This window comes from Caballeronia sordidicola (assembly GCF_000729995.1).
GTDB lineage: Bacteria > Pseudomonadota > Gammaproteobacteria > Burkholderiales > Burkholderiaceae > Caballeronia > Caballeronia sordidicola_A.
The window spans coordinates 177,249-192,879 of record NZ_JNFG01000006.1; the positions used below are offsets into that span (position 1 = coordinate 177,249).

Annotated in this window: 13 protein-coding genes; 4 read left to right on the forward strand and 9 right to left on the reverse strand. The window is 60.0% G+C overall.

What is annotated here, in order from left to right; all coding sequences use genetic code 11:
* Positions 1 to 32 precede the first annotated feature (32 nt).
* From FH08_RS0106550 to FH08_RS0106570, 5 genes are all read right to left on the reverse strand, one after another.
* Positions 33 to 1,040 (reverse strand): Tim44 domain-containing protein, encoded by a 1,008-nt coding sequence (locus FH08_RS0106550; protein WP_031357559.1) that lies wholly within the window; start codon positions 1,038 to 1,040, stop codon positions 33 to 35.
* A 25-nt stretch (positions 1,041 to 1,065) separates the two neighbouring features.
* On the reverse strand, positions 1,066 to 1,797 hold the full coding sequence (gene ubiE, locus FH08_RS0106555) for a bifunctional demethylmenaquinone methyltransferase/2-methoxy-6-polyprenyl-1,4-benzoquinol methylase UbiE (RefSeq protein WP_031357560.1): 732 nt from the start codon (positions 1,795 to 1,797) through the stop codon (positions 1,066 to 1,068).
* 98 nt (positions 1,798 to 1,895) lie between these two features.
* The gene (locus FH08_RS0106560; protein ID WP_031357561.1) at positions 1,896 to 2,306 is read right to left on the reverse strand and encodes a gamma-butyrobetaine hydroxylase-like domain-containing protein; all 411 of its coding nucleotides are present in this window, start codon (positions 2,304 to 2,306) and stop codon (positions 1,896 to 1,898) included.
* Between the two features lie 46 nt (positions 2,307 to 2,352).
* Positions 2,353 to 2,781, reverse strand: coding sequence for an HIT family protein (locus tag FH08_RS0106565; RefSeq protein WP_031357562.1), 429 nt, complete (start codon positions 2,779 to 2,781; stop codon positions 2,353 to 2,355).
* 35 nt (positions 2,782 to 2,816) lie between these two features.
* Positions 2,817 to 6,908: a DUF3683 domain-containing protein gene (locus FH08_RS0106570; protein WP_031357563.1), complete on the reverse strand. Its 4,092-nt coding sequence runs from the start codon at positions 6,906 to 6,908 to the stop codon at positions 2,817 to 2,819.
* Positions 6,909 to 7,471: 563 nt separating this feature from the next.
* On the opposite strand from FH08_RS0106570, the gene ilvA reads away from it, so the two are divergent.
* The 3 genes from ilvA to queF are packed head-to-tail and all read left to right on the forward strand — an operon-like array spanning position 7,472 to position 10,738.
* Complete coding sequence (ilvA, locus tag FH08_RS0106585) at positions 7,472 to 8,995, forward strand: threonine ammonia-lyase, biosynthetic (protein ID WP_031357564.1); 1,524 nt, start codon at positions 7,472 to 7,474, stop codon at positions 8,993 to 8,995.
* 7 nt (positions 8,996 to 9,002) lie between these two features.
* Positions 9,003 to 9,911: a 5'-nucleotidase gene (locus FH08_RS0106590; RefSeq protein ID WP_031357565.1), complete on the forward strand. Its 909-nt coding sequence runs from the start codon at positions 9,003 to 9,005 to the stop codon at positions 9,909 to 9,911.
* Entirely contained in the window at positions 9,908 to 10,738 is an 831-nt protein-coding gene (gene queF / locus FH08_RS0106595) for an NADPH-dependent 7-cyano-7-deazaguanine reductase QueF (protein ID WP_031357566.1), read from the forward strand. Before FH08_RS0106590 ends, queF begins: the two co-directional genes overlap by 4 nt.
* A 54-nt stretch (positions 10,739 to 10,792) precedes the next feature.
* On the opposite strand, the gene FH08_RS0106600 is transcribed toward queF, so the two are convergent.
* Genes FH08_RS0106600 through FH08_RS0106610 form a run of 3 tightly spaced genes read right to left on the reverse strand, consistent with a single transcriptional unit; the run spans position 10,793 to position 13,627 of the window.
* Positions 10,793 to 11,173 (reverse strand): RidA family protein, encoded by a 381-nt coding sequence (locus tag FH08_RS0106600; protein WP_031357567.1) that lies wholly within the window; start codon positions 11,171 to 11,173, stop codon positions 10,793 to 10,795.
* Between the two features lie 19 nt (positions 11,174 to 11,192).
* A complete protein-coding gene (locus FH08_RS0106605; protein ID WP_031357568.1) occupies positions 11,193 to 12,674 on the reverse strand; it encodes an N-acyl-D-amino-acid deacylase family protein in 1,482 nt (493 codons plus the stop codon).
* A gap of 41 nt (positions 12,675 to 12,715) precedes the next feature.
* Positions 12,716 to 13,627, reverse strand: coding sequence for a MurR/RpiR family transcriptional regulator (locus tag FH08_RS0106610; RefSeq protein ID WP_031357569.1), 912 nt, complete (start codon positions 13,625 to 13,627; stop codon positions 12,716 to 12,718).
* 148 nt (positions 13,628 to 13,775) lie between these two features.
* Between FH08_RS0106610 and FH08_RS0106615 the strand changes: the two genes are divergently transcribed.
* Positions 13,776 to 15,050, forward strand: coding sequence for an amino acid deaminase (locus FH08_RS0106615; RefSeq protein WP_031357570.1), 1,275 nt, complete (start codon positions 13,776 to 13,778; stop codon positions 15,048 to 15,050).
* Here the strand turns inward: FH08_RS0106615 and FH08_RS0106620 are convergent.
* Positions 15,047 to 15,529, reverse strand: a complete 483-nt coding sequence (locus FH08_RS0106620) for a MarR family winged helix-turn-helix transcriptional regulator (protein WP_031357571.1) — start codon at positions 15,527 to 15,529, stop codon at positions 15,047 to 15,049. The two genes, FH08_RS0106615 and FH08_RS0106620, sit on opposite strands and share 4 nt — an antisense overlap.
* Positions 15,530 to 15,631 lie beyond the last annotated feature (102 nt).

Below are 15,631 nucleotides of genomic sequence, written 5' to 3' on the forward strand. Positions count from 1 at the left end.
ATGACCGGCTTTTCAGCCCGCCATGCGACCCATTAGCTGACCTGCTGAATCCCGGCCAGCAACCAGCCTTCGTTGCCGTATTTCTGTTTCGACAGGTTCCAGATCTCGATGAACGGCTCGGCAGCAGCGCCTTCCGTTTCACGAATCAGGCCGTGGAAACGCACGCTGGCAAGGCTTTCCGTGCCGCGCTCCTCGACGCCCAGGATGTCGGCGTTGAGTTGCACGACGTCGGTGCGGTTCGGCTGCGTACCGCGTGAATCGATGTCCAGCTTCACTTCCGCGAACATTTCCGGCGTGGTGAATTCGCGGATGTCGTTGGAGTTGCCGCGATCCCATGCATCCTGCAAGCGCACGAAATAAACCTTCGCGTTACGCACGAATGCTTCGCTGTCAAAGCCCGCAGGCACGTCGACCTGAGGTGCCGCCTCGGCCGTATTAGCGCTGCTCAGCGCAGCGGCGGACGGACCATAACCACCGGGCGCCGACTGCGGCACATAGCTGGGTTCCTGCCCGGTACGTGCTGATCCGCCGAACGGCGAACCCGCGCCGGCAGCCGCATACGCCGGCGTATTGGCGTTTTTCCTGCGGTTCATGATGAAGCGGAACACCATCACAGCGGCCATGACGATCAACGCGATCATGATCATGTTTGCCATTGCGCCGGCGAACGCGCCGCCAAGACCGAAGTGCGACAGCAGCGCGGCTATGCCAAGACCTGCTGCGAGACCGGCGAGCGGCCCCATCCAGCGGTTACGCGCGGGTTGCGCGGCCGCCGCGGCAGGCGCCGCTGCAGGTGCTGCACGCTGGGCGTTGGCCGCCTGGCTTGACTGCATGGACTGCGAGGGCGGCGTAGCTTGATTCTGTTGAGCGGCGCTTGTTGATTGTTTACCCAAGCTGCGGCCGCCGCCCATGCGGCGTGCCTCTGCATCTTCAGCGATCAAAGCACCGGCCATGATTACGCCAGCCAGCGCAACAACCCCGGCTTTCCTGAATAACGACTTCAGGAAACCCCGAGTTTGGGGTAAGCGCGAATCGGACATTTCGAATCCTTCTAAAAGTGGAACACTAAAATTTGGTCCCGACGTGTAACGCTACCACGCCACCTGACAAATTGTAATATTCGACTCGATCCAATCCCGCGCGTTCCATCATTATTTTTAGCGTTTCCTGATCCGGATGCATCCGGATCGACTCGGCGAGGTACCGATAGCTATCCGCATCTTTCGCAAATTTGTCGCCAAGCCACGGCAAAAACTTGAAACTGTAGAGATCGTACGCTTTCTTTAACGGCTCCCATACCTTCGAGAACTCCAGAACGAGGACTCGGCCACCCGGCTTCAATACCCGATACATTTCGGCCAAAGCACCATCTTTGTGCGTCATATTACGAAGCCCAAAGGCAACTGTAATAATATCGAAATAATTATCCGGGAACGGAATCTTCTCCGCGTCGCAGATCAGGGTGGGCGTGATCACACCCCGGTCGATCAGCCGATCGCGCCCGACGCGCAGCATCGATTCATTGATATCCGTGTGCCAGACCTCGCCTTTTTCGCCCGCTTGTTTCGCGAACGCCTTTGCCAGATCCCCCGTCCCGCCAGCCAGGTCGAGAACTTTGTAGCCTGGACGAACCTTAGCCTGGCCGATCGCAAAGAACTTCCACGCGCGATGCAGCCCGCCCGACATCAGGTCGTTCATCAAGTCGTAATTGCTTGCGACCGAATCGAAAACGCCCGCCACCTTCTTCGCTTTTTCCTGTTCGTCGACCGTTTCAAAACCGAAGTGGGTCTTGCTCATCGCGTTCGTCCTTATCTTGTTCGTGTTGTTTGGCTGCGCCCTGACACGGGCTTTCGGCCGATTGCAGCGGCAAATTGCCGCTGCAAGGTAAAAAACTGTTAGTGGCGATGGCCGCCGGACGGTTTTGGCGTCATTGGCATATCGCGGTCGATCCCTGCCGCTTCCAGTTTGGCGAGATAGTCTGCCCAGAGTTCATCCTGGCGGACCGCGAGGTCATGCAGGATGTCCCAAGAATAGAGACCAGTGTTGTGGCCATCGGAAAAATTGAGCTGCAGCGCGTAGTGGCCGACCGGCTCGATCGCGACAATTAGCACGTCGCGCTTGCCCGTTTGCAGCGTTTCTTGCCCGGGACCGTGACCCTGAACCTCCGCCGAGGGCGAATATACGCGCAATAGCTCGAACGGTATTCGATATGTCTGATCATTCGCATACTGCAGTTCGAGGGCGCGCGTTTTCGAATGCACGACGATCCCCGTCGGAATCGGCGTTTGTTTGGTCAGTCCGCTCATGGTGAGCCTTTATGAATCAGGTGGTCAGTTAGCCCGGGTCAGCGGGTCAGCCGAACGCCAGCGCCATCTCGGCGCGCACTGCTTCGCGCAGCAGCGTGGCCTGCGCCCGGCGATTCGACAATAGCGCCTGGGACACAGTGCGCTGGCGCGGCGCCCAGACCGGCAGCGGGAAACGGGAATCGTTGGAATGGCGCGGAATGACGTGCCAGTGAACATGAGGAACCTGGTTGCCGAGGCTCGCCAGATTGATCTTCGCCGGCGCGATCACGCGTCGGATGGCGCGCTCCACGCCGTTCACCGCCGTCATCACCTTGAGGCGGGCGGCGTTGTCGAGATCGGACATCTCCGCCACGTGCGCATGCCAGATCACGCGGCAAAAACCCGGCCACTCGGGCTCATCGGCGAGGACGACGCGCACTGCGTCGTCCGACCACAAGACCTCGCCGCCGTCTTCACGGCAAAAGACACAGTCCATCATTTTCCTCTAGCGAAACAACCCCGATTCCGCTATTACACCAGCACGCGCTCGATACCGCCATCGTTAGCGCGCGCCACGTAGTCTTCCATCCAGCTCGCGCCGAGCACCTTGCGGGCAATTTCCACGACGATGTAATCCGCCTCGATGTTCGCGTCCTCGTTATAACGCGACAAACCCTGCAGGCAGGACGGGCAGCTCGTGAGGATCTTGACGTCGGTTCCGGTTGATTGAGCGCCATCGCCTGCTTTTAGCACTGAAGCCGGTGCAGCACCCGCCGTTCCCGCCGACGCGTTCGCCAGATTGATGCCGTCCGCGCCCGCTTCAGCCAGCAGCGGAATGTCGCGCAGCTTGGCCGCGCCCTTGCGGATTTCTTCTTCCTTGCGAAAGCGCACTTGCGTCGAAATGTCCGGCCGCGTGACCGCGAGCGTGCCCGATTCGCCACAGCACCGGTCGTTCTTCTCGATCTTGTAGCCGTCATGCGCCGAACCCATGAGTTCATTCACGAGCTTGACCGGGTCCATCGTCTTGATCGGTGAGTGGCAGGGGTCGTGATACATGTAGCGCGTGCCCGTCACGCCTTCCAGCCTGATGTTCTTTTCGAGCAGGAATTCGTGGATATCGATAATCCGGCAGCCCGGGAAAATCTTCTCGAATTCATATCCGGCCAGCTGGTCGTAGCAAGTCCCGCACGACACCACCACCGTCTTGATGTCCAGATAGTTCAGCGTATTGGCCACGCGGTGGAACAACACACGGTTATCCGTGACGATCTTCTCGGCTTTGTCGAACTGACCTGAACCGCGTTGCGGATACCCACAGCACAGGTAACCCGGCGGCAACACCGTCTGCACGCCGGCTTCCCACAACATGGCTTGCGTGGCGAGACCGACTTGCGAGAACAAACGCTCCGACCCGCAACCCGGGAAGTAGAAGACCGCTTCCGTATCCGATGTCGTCGTCTTCGGGTTGCGGATAATCGGGACAATCTTGTTGTCTTCAATGTCCAGCAGCGCCCGCGCCGTTTTCTTCGGCAAGTTGCCCGGCATCTTCTTGTTCATGAAGTGGATGACTTGCTGCGTCACCGCCGGCTTGCCGACTGTTGCCGGGGGTTTCGCTGTCTGCTTCTTCGCGAACTTCTTCAGCACTTCGTTGCCGAGGCGCTGCGCCTTGTAACCGACGCCCATCATCGCCGTGCGGGCGAGGTTGATGGTCTGCGGATTCGTGGCGTTGAGGAAGAACATGCCAGCCGCATTGCCCGCGTTGAACTTCTTCTTGCCCATCTTGCGCAGCAGGTTGCGCATGTTCATGGTGACATCGCCGAAATCGATCTTCACCGGGCACGGCGTCACGCACTTGTGACAGACGGTGCAGTGATCGGCGACGTCGTTGAACTCGTCCCAATGTTTTATCGATACCCCGCGGCGCGTCTGCTCCTCATATAAGAACGCCTCGACCAGCAGCGATGTCGCGAGGATCTTGTTGCGGGGGCTATAAAGCAGATTGGCCCTCGGCACGTGGGTAGCGCAGACCGGCTTGCATTTGCCGCAACGCAGGCAGTCCTTGATGGAGTCCGCGATCGCGCCAATATCCGACTGCTGCATGATCAGCGATTCGTAGCCCATCAAGCCGAAGCTGGGTGTGTAGGCATTGCGCAGATCGGCGCCCGCTAACAGCTTGCCCGCGTTGAAACGGCCTTCCGGATCAACGCGTTGCTTGTACTCGCGGAACTCCGCGATTTCGTCTTCGGTCAGGAATTCCAGCTTCGTAATGCCGATGCCGTGTTCGCCCGAAATCACGCCATCCAGATCGCGCGCCAGCTTCATGATGCGTGCGACCGCGACGTGCGCGTCCTGCAGCATCTCGTAGTTGTCGGAGTTGACGGGGATGTTGGTGTGGACGTTGCCGTCACCCGCGTGCATGTGGAGCGCGACGAATACGCGGCCACGCAGAACCGCTTTGTGAATGTTCTGCGCTTCTTCAAGGATGGGCTTGAACTCGCCGCCATTGAAGATATGGCGCAATTCAGCGCGGATTTCCTGCTTCCAGGAAACACGAATCGTGCGGTCTTGCGCCACGTCGAATACGCGGACGCCCGGCTGCGAATCCACGCGATCCGCGAGCTTCTCGGCCAGCCCTTCGTAGCCGAGTTGAACCATATAGTGCTGCGCTTCGCGCAACGGCAGGTCCAGCTTTTCGCCGACGAACGTCCAGCGCTCACGCACGCGCTTAAGCAGATCGAGCGCTTGCTGCACGCGGTCTTCGAGCAACTCAGCGCTCGGAATCTCGTTCGCGTCGTCGCTCTTTCCGAGCGGCAGCTTGCCCGTCTTGAAGAACGTTTCGAGGGCATCGACGAGTTGCAGCTTGTTCTTGATCGACAACTCGATGTTGATCCGCTCGATCCCGTCCGTGTACTCGCCCATGCGGTTCAGCGGGATCACCACATCTTCATTGATCTTGAACGCGTTCGTATGCTTCGCGATAGCGGCCGTGCGCGAGCGATCGAGCCAGAAGCGTTTGCGCGCTTCGGCGTTCACCGCGACAAACCCTTCGCCGCTCTTGCCGTTCGCCATGCGGACGACTTCGGACGTGGCCTGAGCCACAGCATCCGGATCGTCACCGACGATATCGCCAATCAGCACCATCTTCGGAAACGCGTTGCGCTTGCTCTTGGTCGCGTAACCGACAGCGCGCAGATAACGTTCGTCGAGATGTTCGAGACCGGCGAGAATCGCGCCGCCCTTCTTCGATGTCTCGAACAGATAGTCCTTAATTTCCACGATGCTCGGAATCGCGTCGCGTGCCTGGCCGAAGAATTCGAGGCAGACGGTGCGCGTATGCGCGGGCATCTTGTGCAGGATCCAGCGCGCCGATGTAATCAGGCCGTCGCAACCTTCCTTCTGCACACCCGGCAGACCCGACAGGAATTTATCCGTCACGTCCTTGCCAAGCCCTTCCTTGCGGAACTTGCTGCCGGCAATATCGAGCGATTCCGTGCGCAGTAATTTCTCACCCGGCGCACGCGATCCGTCGAACCAGTCGAGCCGGAAACGCGCCACGGGAATGTCGTGAATCTTGCCGCAGTTGTGATCCAGGCGCGTGACTTCAAGCCAGTTGCCCTGCGGATCGACCATGCGCCACCAGGCCAGATTGTCGAGCGCCGTGCCCCAGAGCACGGCCTTTTTGCCGCCGGCGTTCATCGCGACATTGCCTCCAACGCACGATGCGTCCAGGGAGGTCGGATCGACGGCGAAGACGAAACCGGCGTGTTCCGCCGCTTCCGTTACGCGGCGCGTGACCACGCCCGCACCCGAGAAAATGGTCGCGACTTTATGGTCTACGCCCGGCAGATCCGTCATTTCGACGGGTCCGAGCTGTTCGAGCTTCTCGGTATTGATGACGGCCGCGAACGGCGTCAAAGGAATCGCGCCGCCGGTGTAGCCCGTGCCGCCTCCGCGCGGAATCACGGTGAGGCCTAGTTCGAAGCACGCCTTGATCAAGCCGGCAATTTCCGCTTCGGTATCCGGCGTCAGCACGACAAACGGGTATTCGACGCGCCAGTCCGTAGCATCCGTCACGTGGGATACGCGCGACAGGCCGTCGAACTTGATGTTGTCTTTCTCGGTGACCTTGCTGAAAACCTTCGACGCTTTTTTGCGCAGATCGTAGGTTTGCTCGAACTCTTTCTTGAAATCTTCGACCGCGCGGCAGGCGGCGCTGATCAGTATTTCCACGCGTGCTGCGCGATCCCTGCCGGCATCGTCCTGATGCTGCGATAAATCCGCTTTACGACGCTTTTCGATATCGCCCAGACGGTGATTCAACGCTTCGATCAACAAGGCGCGCCGTTTCGGATTGTCCAGCAAATCGTCCTGCAGATACGGATTGCGACGCACCACCCAGATATCGCCGAGCACTTCATACAACATGCGTGCCGAGCGGCCCGTGCGGCGTTCGCTGCGCAGGATGGCCAACGCGGCCCAGGCTTCCTCGCCCAGCAGGCGAATGACGATTTCGCGATCGGAAAACGACGTGTAGTTATAGGGAATCTCGCGCAGGCGCGGCTCGGTATCCAGGGCCACGGCATGCGCGGCGCCGTTCGGATCGAAGGCTTGGGGTGCGTTCATATTCGACAGTTCGGTGAGCCGGCGCTTGCTGACAATGAGATCACGAGCAGCGCGATAGCCGGCATTGCGCGGGGAGGCGCAGATTTTCGAGTGATACTTTTTTGTGAAGGTGCTCACCGCCAGGGGTTGGCGAGCGATGCAAAGCCTTCGGGGGTACCGGAATCAGCGCCACGATCGCTGATGACGCGCATGCCGTTCCGAAGCCGCGTGGATAGCGCAGCAGAGCGCGCAGCACTCGCGTAGAGCGCCGCGTGGAACATGCGTCAAAAAGCCGGTCCGGGACTGCCGTTGCATCTTCCGATCCTGTATCGAAAAGGGAATTCTAACCCATCGCGATGTTCGCCGTTCGCAGCCGGTAGCGGGTTGAAGGGCTTTGTTCATGCCGGTTTTGGACGTTTTTCTGACATTTTTCGCATCGACCGGACGGACGGTTAATAACACTCAAAGTCAACATAAAGCGGCGCGTTCAGCGCGCATTGAAGGGGTTTCGAGCGTCGATGGCGCTATCATTGACGTTTTCGCTCTCAAAATGGCGCGCACCCGACCGCGCGAACGGCTCCGGAATGACACACCCCGATTACCTCAAGAAAGTCCTGACCGCGCGCGTCTACGATGTCGCCCGCGAAAGCGAGCTCGAACCCGCCCGCAATTTGTCCGCGCGGCTGCACAACTCGGTCTATCTGAAGCGCGAAGACAACCAGCCGGTGTTCTCGTTCAAGATTCGCGGCGCGTACAACAAGATGGTGCAGCTTTCCGCAGACGTGCTCGCACGCGGCGTGATTACGGCATCGGCGGGAAATCATGCTCAGGGCGTCGCGTATTCAGCCACGCGGCTTGGCTGCAAAGCCGTCATCGTCGTGCCGGTCACCACGCCGCAGGTCAAGATCGACGCCATGCGCGCGTTCGGCGGCCCGACCGTGGAGATCGTCCAGCATGGTGAATCCTATAGTGACGCGTACGGCCACGCCGTGAAGTTGCAGGCAGAGCGCGGCCTGACCTTTGTTCATCCTTTCGATGATCCGGATGTCATCGCCGGCCAGGGCACTGTCGCGATGGAAATCCTGCGCCAGCATCAAGGCCCGATTCACGCCATCTTCGTCCCGATCGGCGGCGGCGGCCTCGCGGCGGGCGTCGCGGCTTACGTGAAAGCGGTGCGCCCGGAAATCCGCGTGATTGGCGTACAAGCCATCGACTCGTGCGCGATGAAGCAATCCATCGAGGCAGGCGAGCGCGTCACGCTGGCCGAAGTCGGACTGTTTGCCGACGGCACGGCGGTAAAACTCGTTGGCGAAGAAACGTTCCGGCTGTGCCGCGAGCTGCTCGACGAGGTTATTACCGTCGACACCGACGCCCTCTGCGCCGCGATCAAGGACGTCTTCCAGGACACGCGCAGCGTGCTGGAACCGTCGGGAGCGCTCGCGGTTGCCGGTGCAAAGCTATACGCGGAACGCGATGGACTGGAAGCGAAGACGCTTGTCGCCGTGACGTCCGGTGCGAACATGAACTTCGACCGCATGCGTTTTGTCGCCGAGCGCGCTGAAGTCGGTGAAGCGCGCGAAGCGGTGTTCGCGGTGACCATTCCGGAAGAACGCGGCAGTTTCAAGCGGTTCTGCGAACTTGTCGGCACGCGCAGCGTGACCGAGTTCAATTACCGGATTGCGGATGCCCACGCCGCGCATATCTTCGTCGGCGTGCAGATCAAGACGCGCGGCGAAGCGGTGCAGATGGCGAACGCGTTTATCGAACACGGATTTGCTACGGTCGATCTCAGCCACGACGAGCTTTCGAAGCAACATATCCGCTACATGGTGGGCGGCCATTCGCCGCTCGCGCAAGACGAACGCCTGCTGCGTTTCGAGTTTCCGGAGCGCCCGGGCGCGCTGATGAAATTCCTGTCGTCGATGGCGCCGAACTGGAATATCAGCCTGTTCCATTATCGGAACCAGGGCGCGGATACCAGCTCGATTCTCGTTGGCGTTCAAGTGCCGGCATCGGAGAACGTTGAGTTCGGGCAATTCCTCGCCACCTTGGGTTATCAGTGGTGGGACGAAGGCGCGAACCCCGTCTACAAGCTGTTCCTGGCCTGACGCGCGAATGGCGTTCACGCTGGACGACAAGCTGGTCGTCGCGATTTCATCGCGGGCGCTGTTCGACTTCGAAGAAGAAAACGAAGTCTACGAAGCCGGCGACTTGCGTGAATACGAAGCGCTGCAGCGTTCGCGGCTTCATGTGCCGGCCAAACCCGGCATCGCGTTCTCGCTGATCGAGAAATTGCTCGCATTGAATGTGGATGGCGAACGGCGCGTGGAAGTCGTGATCCTGTCGCGCAGCGATCCCATCAGCGGCTTACGCGCGTTCAGTTCGTGCAAGGAACACGGCTTGGCGATCGAGCGCGGCGTGTTCACGCGCGGCGGGTCGCCGTTCGGTTATCTGGAGCCGTTTCGGGCGTCGCTGTTTCTATCGGCGAATTCCGCCGATGTCCGCGATGCTCTCGCCGCCGGCTTTCCCGCCGCGACGGTCGTGCCGCGAGCGCCGCTTGCCGCGAGCCGGTATCCTGACGAAATTCGGATTGCTTTCGACGGTGATGCCGTGCTTTTCTCCGACGAAGCTGAGCAAGTGTTCCAGGCGCGGGGTTTGCCGGCCTTTGTGGAACATGAAGTCGGCAAGAAGGAATTGCCGTTGATGAACGGCCCGTTGAAACCGTTGCTGGAAGCGCTTCATAAGCTGCAAAAACTTAGCCACGACACCACGCGGATGCGCATTCGCACGGCGCTTGTCACGGCGCGATCGGCGCCGGCTCATGAGCGGGCGATCCGGACGTTGATGGCCTGGAACATCGAAATCGACGAAGCGATGTTCCTCGGTGGATTGAACAAAGGCCCGTTTCTCGGCCAGTTCGAACCCGACTTTTTCTTCGACGACCAAATTGGCCATTGCGAGTCGGCTCGTGTCGTGACAGCGACGGGGCACGTTCCGAGTGGCATATCGAACGCATCATCATGAATACGCCCGAACAGTCTTCCCTTGGCAAGCCGGTCCACTACAGCGAACGGTACGATCCGGCGCTGCTTTTTCCTATCGGCCGCAGGCCGGGACGCGACGCGCTCGGGCAGACGGGTCCGCTGCCATTTTTCGGCACCGATATCTGGAATGCCTACGAGCTTTCGTGGCTGAACAAGAAAGGCAAACCGCAGATCGCGGTGGCGACGTTCATCGTGCCGGCTGATTCACCGAATATCGTTGAGTCGAAGTCGTTCAAGCTGTATCTGGGATCTTTCTCGCAGACGGCGTTTGAGTCTATCGATGAGGTTCGTGCGGCGATTCGCAAGGACGTTTCCGCGGTTTGCGGTGCGAATGTGTCTGTGCAGCTTGTCCCGCCGTATGAGTTTGGCGTAAAGCTCAAGATGGAAGAGTTTGAAGGGTTATCGCTGGATCGGCTCGATCTGGATGCCGATGTTTATGCCCCCGATCCTTCGTTACTGCGTGCCTCTTTTGGCGAATCGCCGGTCGATGAGACGCTGTTTTCGAACTTGCTGAAATCGAATTGTCCGGTGACCGGGCAACCGGATTGGGGCAGCGTGCAGATTCGTTATGTTGGTGTGCCCATCGATCATGCAGGATTGCTGCGATATATCATTTCTTATCGCGAACACACCGGGTTTCACGAGCAATGCGTTGAACAGATATTCCTGGATGTGATGCGTGAATGCAAACCGGAACGTCTCGCCGTTTATGCGCGATATACACGGCGCGGCGGACTGGATATCAATCCGTTCAGGACCAACTTCAATCTGCCGTTGCCGGATAACGCGCGACTGGCGCGGCAATAAAGGAATTCGCGCCGGGTTGGCATTAACCGGCAACCGGCGCGAACAAACCACCCGTTAAGCCTTCTTATAAGCCACGCAATCCACTTCAACCTTGCAATCGATCACCATCGATGAAACCACGCAAGCGCGCGCCGGCGGATGTTCACCGAAGTACTCTTTGAAGACCTTGTTAAACGAAGCGAAGTCGCGCGGATCATCAAGCCATACGCCGCACCGAACTACATGCTCCGCGCCATACCCGGCTTCCTTCAAAATCGCGAAAACATTTTGAATCGCCTTATGTGATTGGGCCACAATCCCGCCCTCGATCACTTCGCCATTTTCCATCGGCGTCTGGCCTGAAACAAACAACCATCCATCCGCTTCAACAGCCCGAGAAAACGGCATCACCGCGCCGCCCTGTCCCTTTCCGCCTTCTACGCCATATCGTTTCATTGCCTATCCTCAACGTTAATCAAAAGTGCCCATGCGCATCGAGTCTGGAACCCTCGCCACGCGCCACAAAATGTCCCGCACGCAATCCCGTCACGGCGCCGTCGAGATACGACAGCACCCCATTCACCCAAACCGCATCAATCCCGTCAGCCTCTTGCCGAGGTTCAGCGAACGTCGCGGTATCGCGGACCTTGTCGGCATCGAAGAGCACCAGGTCCGCGTGATAGCCCACCTGAATCTGACCGCGCTCCGACAACCCAAACCGTCGCGCTGATAACCCCGTCATCTTCCGCACCGCTTCCTCGAGCGGCACCAGCGACGTATCGCGCGCGTAATGCCCGAGCACCCGCGGGAACGCGCCCCATAAGCGCGGATGCGGCAGCGGGTCGTTCGGCAAACCGTCGGAGCCAACCATCGTCGCAGGATGCGACAGGATCCGCCGCACATCGTCCTCCGACATGTTGTGATACACCGCGCCCGCCGGCTGCAAGCGCTTCCCCGCCTCCTGCTGCGTCACGTTCCACTCGGCGGCAATCGCCGAAATCAACTTGCCAGCCATCTCCGGATGCGGTTCCGACCACGTGATCGTGATGTCGATATCGCCGGTGACCTGCTTCAAATCGAGCGTCGATGAACTCCGGTTGTACGGATAACAATCGCATCCCACCGGCTGGCCCTCGCGCGTGTTTTCGAGCGACTTCAAGACCTCGACGCTGCGCCCCCAATTCGATGGCCCCGCGCACTTCAAATGCGAAATCACGACGGGAATACGCGCGTGTTTGCCCACGCGATACGCCTCGTCCATTGCATCGAGAATCGCATCGAATTCGGTGCGCATGTGCGTGGTGTACAACGCGCCCGAGTTGGCCAAGGGCTCGGCCAGCGCCATCACTTCTTCCGGCGGCGCGCTGAATGCCGAACCATAGGCAAGACCGCTGCTCAACCCAAGCGCGCCATTCGCCAGCGCTTCTTCCAGCTGAGCCCGCATGCCATCGATTTCCTCAGCCGATGCCCCGCGATCCAGCCGATCCATATGGTTGTTGCGCAACGCCGTGTGCCCGATCAACGCGCCCACGTTCACGGCCGGCCGCGCCTCATTCACCGCGTCGATATAAGCGGCGAACGTCGGATACTGAAAGTCACCCTGTGCACCGAGCAGGTTCATCGGATCGGGCGGCTCGCCCTTCAGCGTCACCGGCGACGCGCTGATCCCGCAATTGCCGACAATCACCGTCGTCACACCCTGCGATATCTTCGGCAGCATCTGCGGCGATCGAATGACGTGAGTATCGTCGTGCGTATGGACATCGATAAAACCCGGCGCCAGGACGCGCCCCTCAGCCTCCACGACATCCTCTGCCGTCCACCCCGTCAGCTCGCCGATCGCGACAATCCGGCCATACTTCACGGCCACATCGCCCCGAACCGCCGGTACGCCCGTTCCGTCGATCACCCGCGCGCCTTTGATCAGCGTATCGACGTGTTCTCCATCCGATGCCATGCTTTATCTCCCGAAAATTCGCGCGCTTGCTTGAGCGCAGTTCAATCGCCCAAAGGCTGGCGCTCGTCCACACCACCACCCCGATAAGCGTCCAGCGCGTGTTTCATGCGCCGCAAAAGCTCGCGGCTCGTCTCCCCCTGCTTCACGGCAAGTTCGGTGACGAGCAGGTCAAGCGCCATCAACATGGCGTAGCGGGACGTCGACGGCTTGTAGATGAAATCAGTTTCGTTCGCGATGATCGGAATCAGCCAGTTGGCCAATTGCGCGAGCGGCGACGCGGGCGCGGTCAGCGCAATCACGCGCGCGCCATATTCCCGCGCGATCCTGCAGCTCTCCACCATTTCAGGCGTCTGCCCCGTCACCGATAAAGCCACCACTACATGCTCGCGCGAAAGCGTGGCGGCGACCATCCGCTGCAGCAATCCATCCTGATACGACGCCACCGGCCGCCCCAGCCGGACCAGTCGGAAGCGCATTTCATCGGCTAAAGCGGTCGATCCGCCGCCCATGCCGAAGACGTAGATCATCTGCGCATCGGCGAGCGCGTCGGCGGCAGCGGCAATCGGCGCCGCTCGCAGCGCGCCGCGATTGTGAGCGAGCGTAGTATGGATATCGTCGAAAATACGGGCGGCGAGTGAATCAGCGGGGTCATCGGCGTCGGTTTCATCATACGAAGCACCGCGCAAGAACCGTTGTCCGACCGCCGCCGCCTGAGCCAGCCGCAATTTAAGCTCGCGCACGTCCTGGCATCCGACCGCCTTGGCAAAGCGCGTCACGGTCGCAATGCTGACCTCGGCTTTTTTTGCGAGCGCGCCAATGCTGGCACGCGATGCACCGGTCAAATCGTCGAGAATGAGCGCCGCGACCTTCCGTTCCGCCGAACGCAATTCGGGCGCGCGCTCGGCAATCCGGGCGACGATATCGAAGGCGAGCGGTTCAGACGAAACGTTCATTGAGACCCTTTTATCCAGGCGTGGTACTAAATAACAATGTCTCGGGCATCGTACTTTCTGTACCATATTCACGTCAATCCCGATATTGAATCGAACACATCGGTATAAGCCCCCAACTCTATACAAACGAACGATGGAGTAGCAGCACATGAAAGTTACAAACTATCAAAGCGCGACAATCGACCCTTTCGGCAAGGGTCTGGGCATGGTGCCGGGCGTCAGCGTGCATCTCGTGGATGCCGCGCGCCTTGACTGGAATCTGCTTGACGAAGACGTGAGCCTGCCGGCCGCCGTGCTGTACGCGGACCGGATCGAGCACAACCTGAAGTGGATGCAGGCCTTCGTGGCCGAATACGGCGTCAAACTCGCGCCGCACGGCAAGACAACCATGGCGCCGCAATTGTTTCGCCGCCAGCTGGAAGCCGGCGCGTGGGGCATCACGCTTGCCACCGCGCATCAAGTGCGCGCGGCGTATCGCGGCGGTGTGCATCGTGTGCTGATGGCGAACCAATTGGTCGGCAAACGCAACATGGGCATGATCGCGGAGCTGCTCACGGACCCGGGCTTCGAGTTCCATTGCCTGGTGGATTCTGCGGACAACGTCGACCAGCTCGGCGCGTATTTCAGCGATGTGAACAAGCACGTGAACGTGCTGCTCGAACTCGGCGTGGCGGGCGGCCGGACCGGTATTCGCGACGACGCGCAGCGCGACGCGGTGCTGGCCGCCATTGCACGCTGGCCCGATGCCGTGAAGCTCACGGGCGTCGAAATCTATGAAGGTGTACTGCAGGACGAATCGAAGGTCCGCGCGTTTTTACAGAACGCGGTCGACGTCACGCGCAAGCTGGTCGCCGACGGCAAGATCGAACGCAAGCCGGCCATTCTGTCGGGTGCGGGATCGGCGTGGTACGACGTTGTCGCCGATGAATTCGCGAAAGCGAATAGCGACGCAATCGAAGTCATCCTGCGTCCGGGCTGTTATCTGACGCACGACGTGGGTGTCTATAAGAAAGCGCAGAACGAGATTTTCGCGCGCAATCCGATCGCGAAGAAAATGGGCGAAGGGTTGAAACCGGCGCTGCAATTGTGGGCCTACGTGCAGTCGATTCCGGAGCCGGATCGCGTGATCATCGGCCTGGGAAAACGCGATGCCGCGTTCGACTCCGGGATGCCCGAACCCGCGCGCCACTTCCGTCCCGGCACGCAATGGCCGCGCGATATCCAAACGGATGAAGGCTGGGAGATTTTCGGCATGATGGATCAGCACGCGTATTTGCGAATCAAGCCGGGCGATGACATCAAGGTCGGCGACATGATCGCGTTTGACATCTCTCACCCCTGCCTGACGTTCGACAAATGGCGCCAGATTTTGGTCCTCGATACAAAATACCGCGTGAAGGAAGTGATCGAAACGTCGTTCTAGGCTTCGTCGGGAAGGGCGGCGCTGTCTGTGCCGCTCACCTCGGCCGTTCCCGCGGCCACTTCTTGAATCCGTTGCTCCAGCGTGCGCAACGCGTCGGAGAGCGCCGTGACGGCGTCATCGGGAAGCGTCGACAGCGTTTCGTGAAGGAACTCATTGCGGCGCGGCATCCCGGCTTCAGTCACGGCGCGGCCGGCATCGGTGAGAATTACGTTCGATACCCGGTTGTCCCGCTGATCGACACTGCGCGTAATCCAGCCCAGCGTCTCCAGCGTCTTCAACTGCCGCGTGAGCGCGCCCGGGTCCACGCGCAACCGCTCCACCAGCCGCTTCTGCGACAACTCGCCCGCGTGCTCGTGCAGCGCGAGCAGGATGCGCCAGCGCGGCATCGGATGACCGACCTGCGATTCGAACGCCTGCATGAACACACGATAAGTGCGTCCGAACTGGTGTATGAAGGCAATACGTTCCGTTTCGTCCATGCTGGTTGATTCCCGGCTAACCGCTTTGATGCTGGTTGCTTCAGCGTTGCGCGTTTGCGTGTCGTTCGCGCCCGTAGTGCCCTTGGCACGCCTGGTTTCGGA

Excerpts from the sequence above, each read along its gene's own strand:
- FH08_RS0106550 (WP_031357559.1), bottom strand. The coding sequence starts at position 1,040 with ATGTCCGATTCGCGCTTACCCCAAACTCGGGGTTTCCTGAAGTCGTTA.
- ubiE (WP_031357560.1), bottom strand. The coding sequence starts at position 1,797 with ATGAGCAAGACCCACTTCGGTTTTGAAACGGTCGACGAACAGGAAAAA.
- FH08_RS0106560 (WP_031357561.1), bottom strand. The coding sequence starts at position 2,306 with ATGAGCGGACTGACCAAACAAACGCCGATTCCGACGGGGATCGTCGTG.
- FH08_RS0106565 (WP_031357562.1), bottom strand. The coding sequence starts at position 2,781 with ATGGACTGTGTCTTTTGCCGTGAAGACGGCGGCGAGGTCTTGTGGTCG.
- FH08_RS0106570 (WP_031357563.1), bottom strand. The coding sequence starts at position 6,908 with ATGAACGCACCCCAAGCCTTCGATCCGAACGGCGCCGCGCATGCCGTG.
- ilvA (WP_031357564.1), top strand. The coding sequence starts at position 7,472 with ATGACACACCCCGATTACCTCAAGAAAGTCCTGACCGCGCGCGTCTAC.
- FH08_RS0106590 (WP_031357565.1), top strand. The coding sequence starts at position 9,003 with ATGGCGTTCACGCTGGACGACAAGCTGGTCGTCGCGATTTCATCGCGG.
- queF (WP_031357566.1), top strand. The coding sequence starts at position 9,908 with ATGAATACGCCCGAACAGTCTTCCCTTGGCAAGCCGGTCCACTACAGC.
- FH08_RS0106600 (WP_031357567.1), bottom strand. The coding sequence starts at position 11,173 with ATGAAACGATATGGCGTAGAAGGCGGAAAGGGACAGGGCGGCGCGGTG.
- FH08_RS0106605 (WP_031357568.1), bottom strand. The coding sequence starts at position 12,674 with ATGGCATCGGATGGAGAACACGTCGATACGCTGATCAAAGGCGCGCGG.
- FH08_RS0106610 (WP_031357569.1), bottom strand. The coding sequence starts at position 13,627 with ATGAACGTTTCGTCTGAACCGCTCGCCTTCGATATCGTCGCCCGGATT.
- FH08_RS0106615 (WP_031357570.1), top strand. The coding sequence starts at position 13,776 with ATGAAAGTTACAAACTATCAAAGCGCGACAATCGACCCTTTCGGCAAG.
- FH08_RS0106620 (WP_031357571.1), bottom strand. The coding sequence starts at position 15,529 with ATGGACGAAACGGAACGTATTGCCTTCATACACCAGTTCGGACGCACT.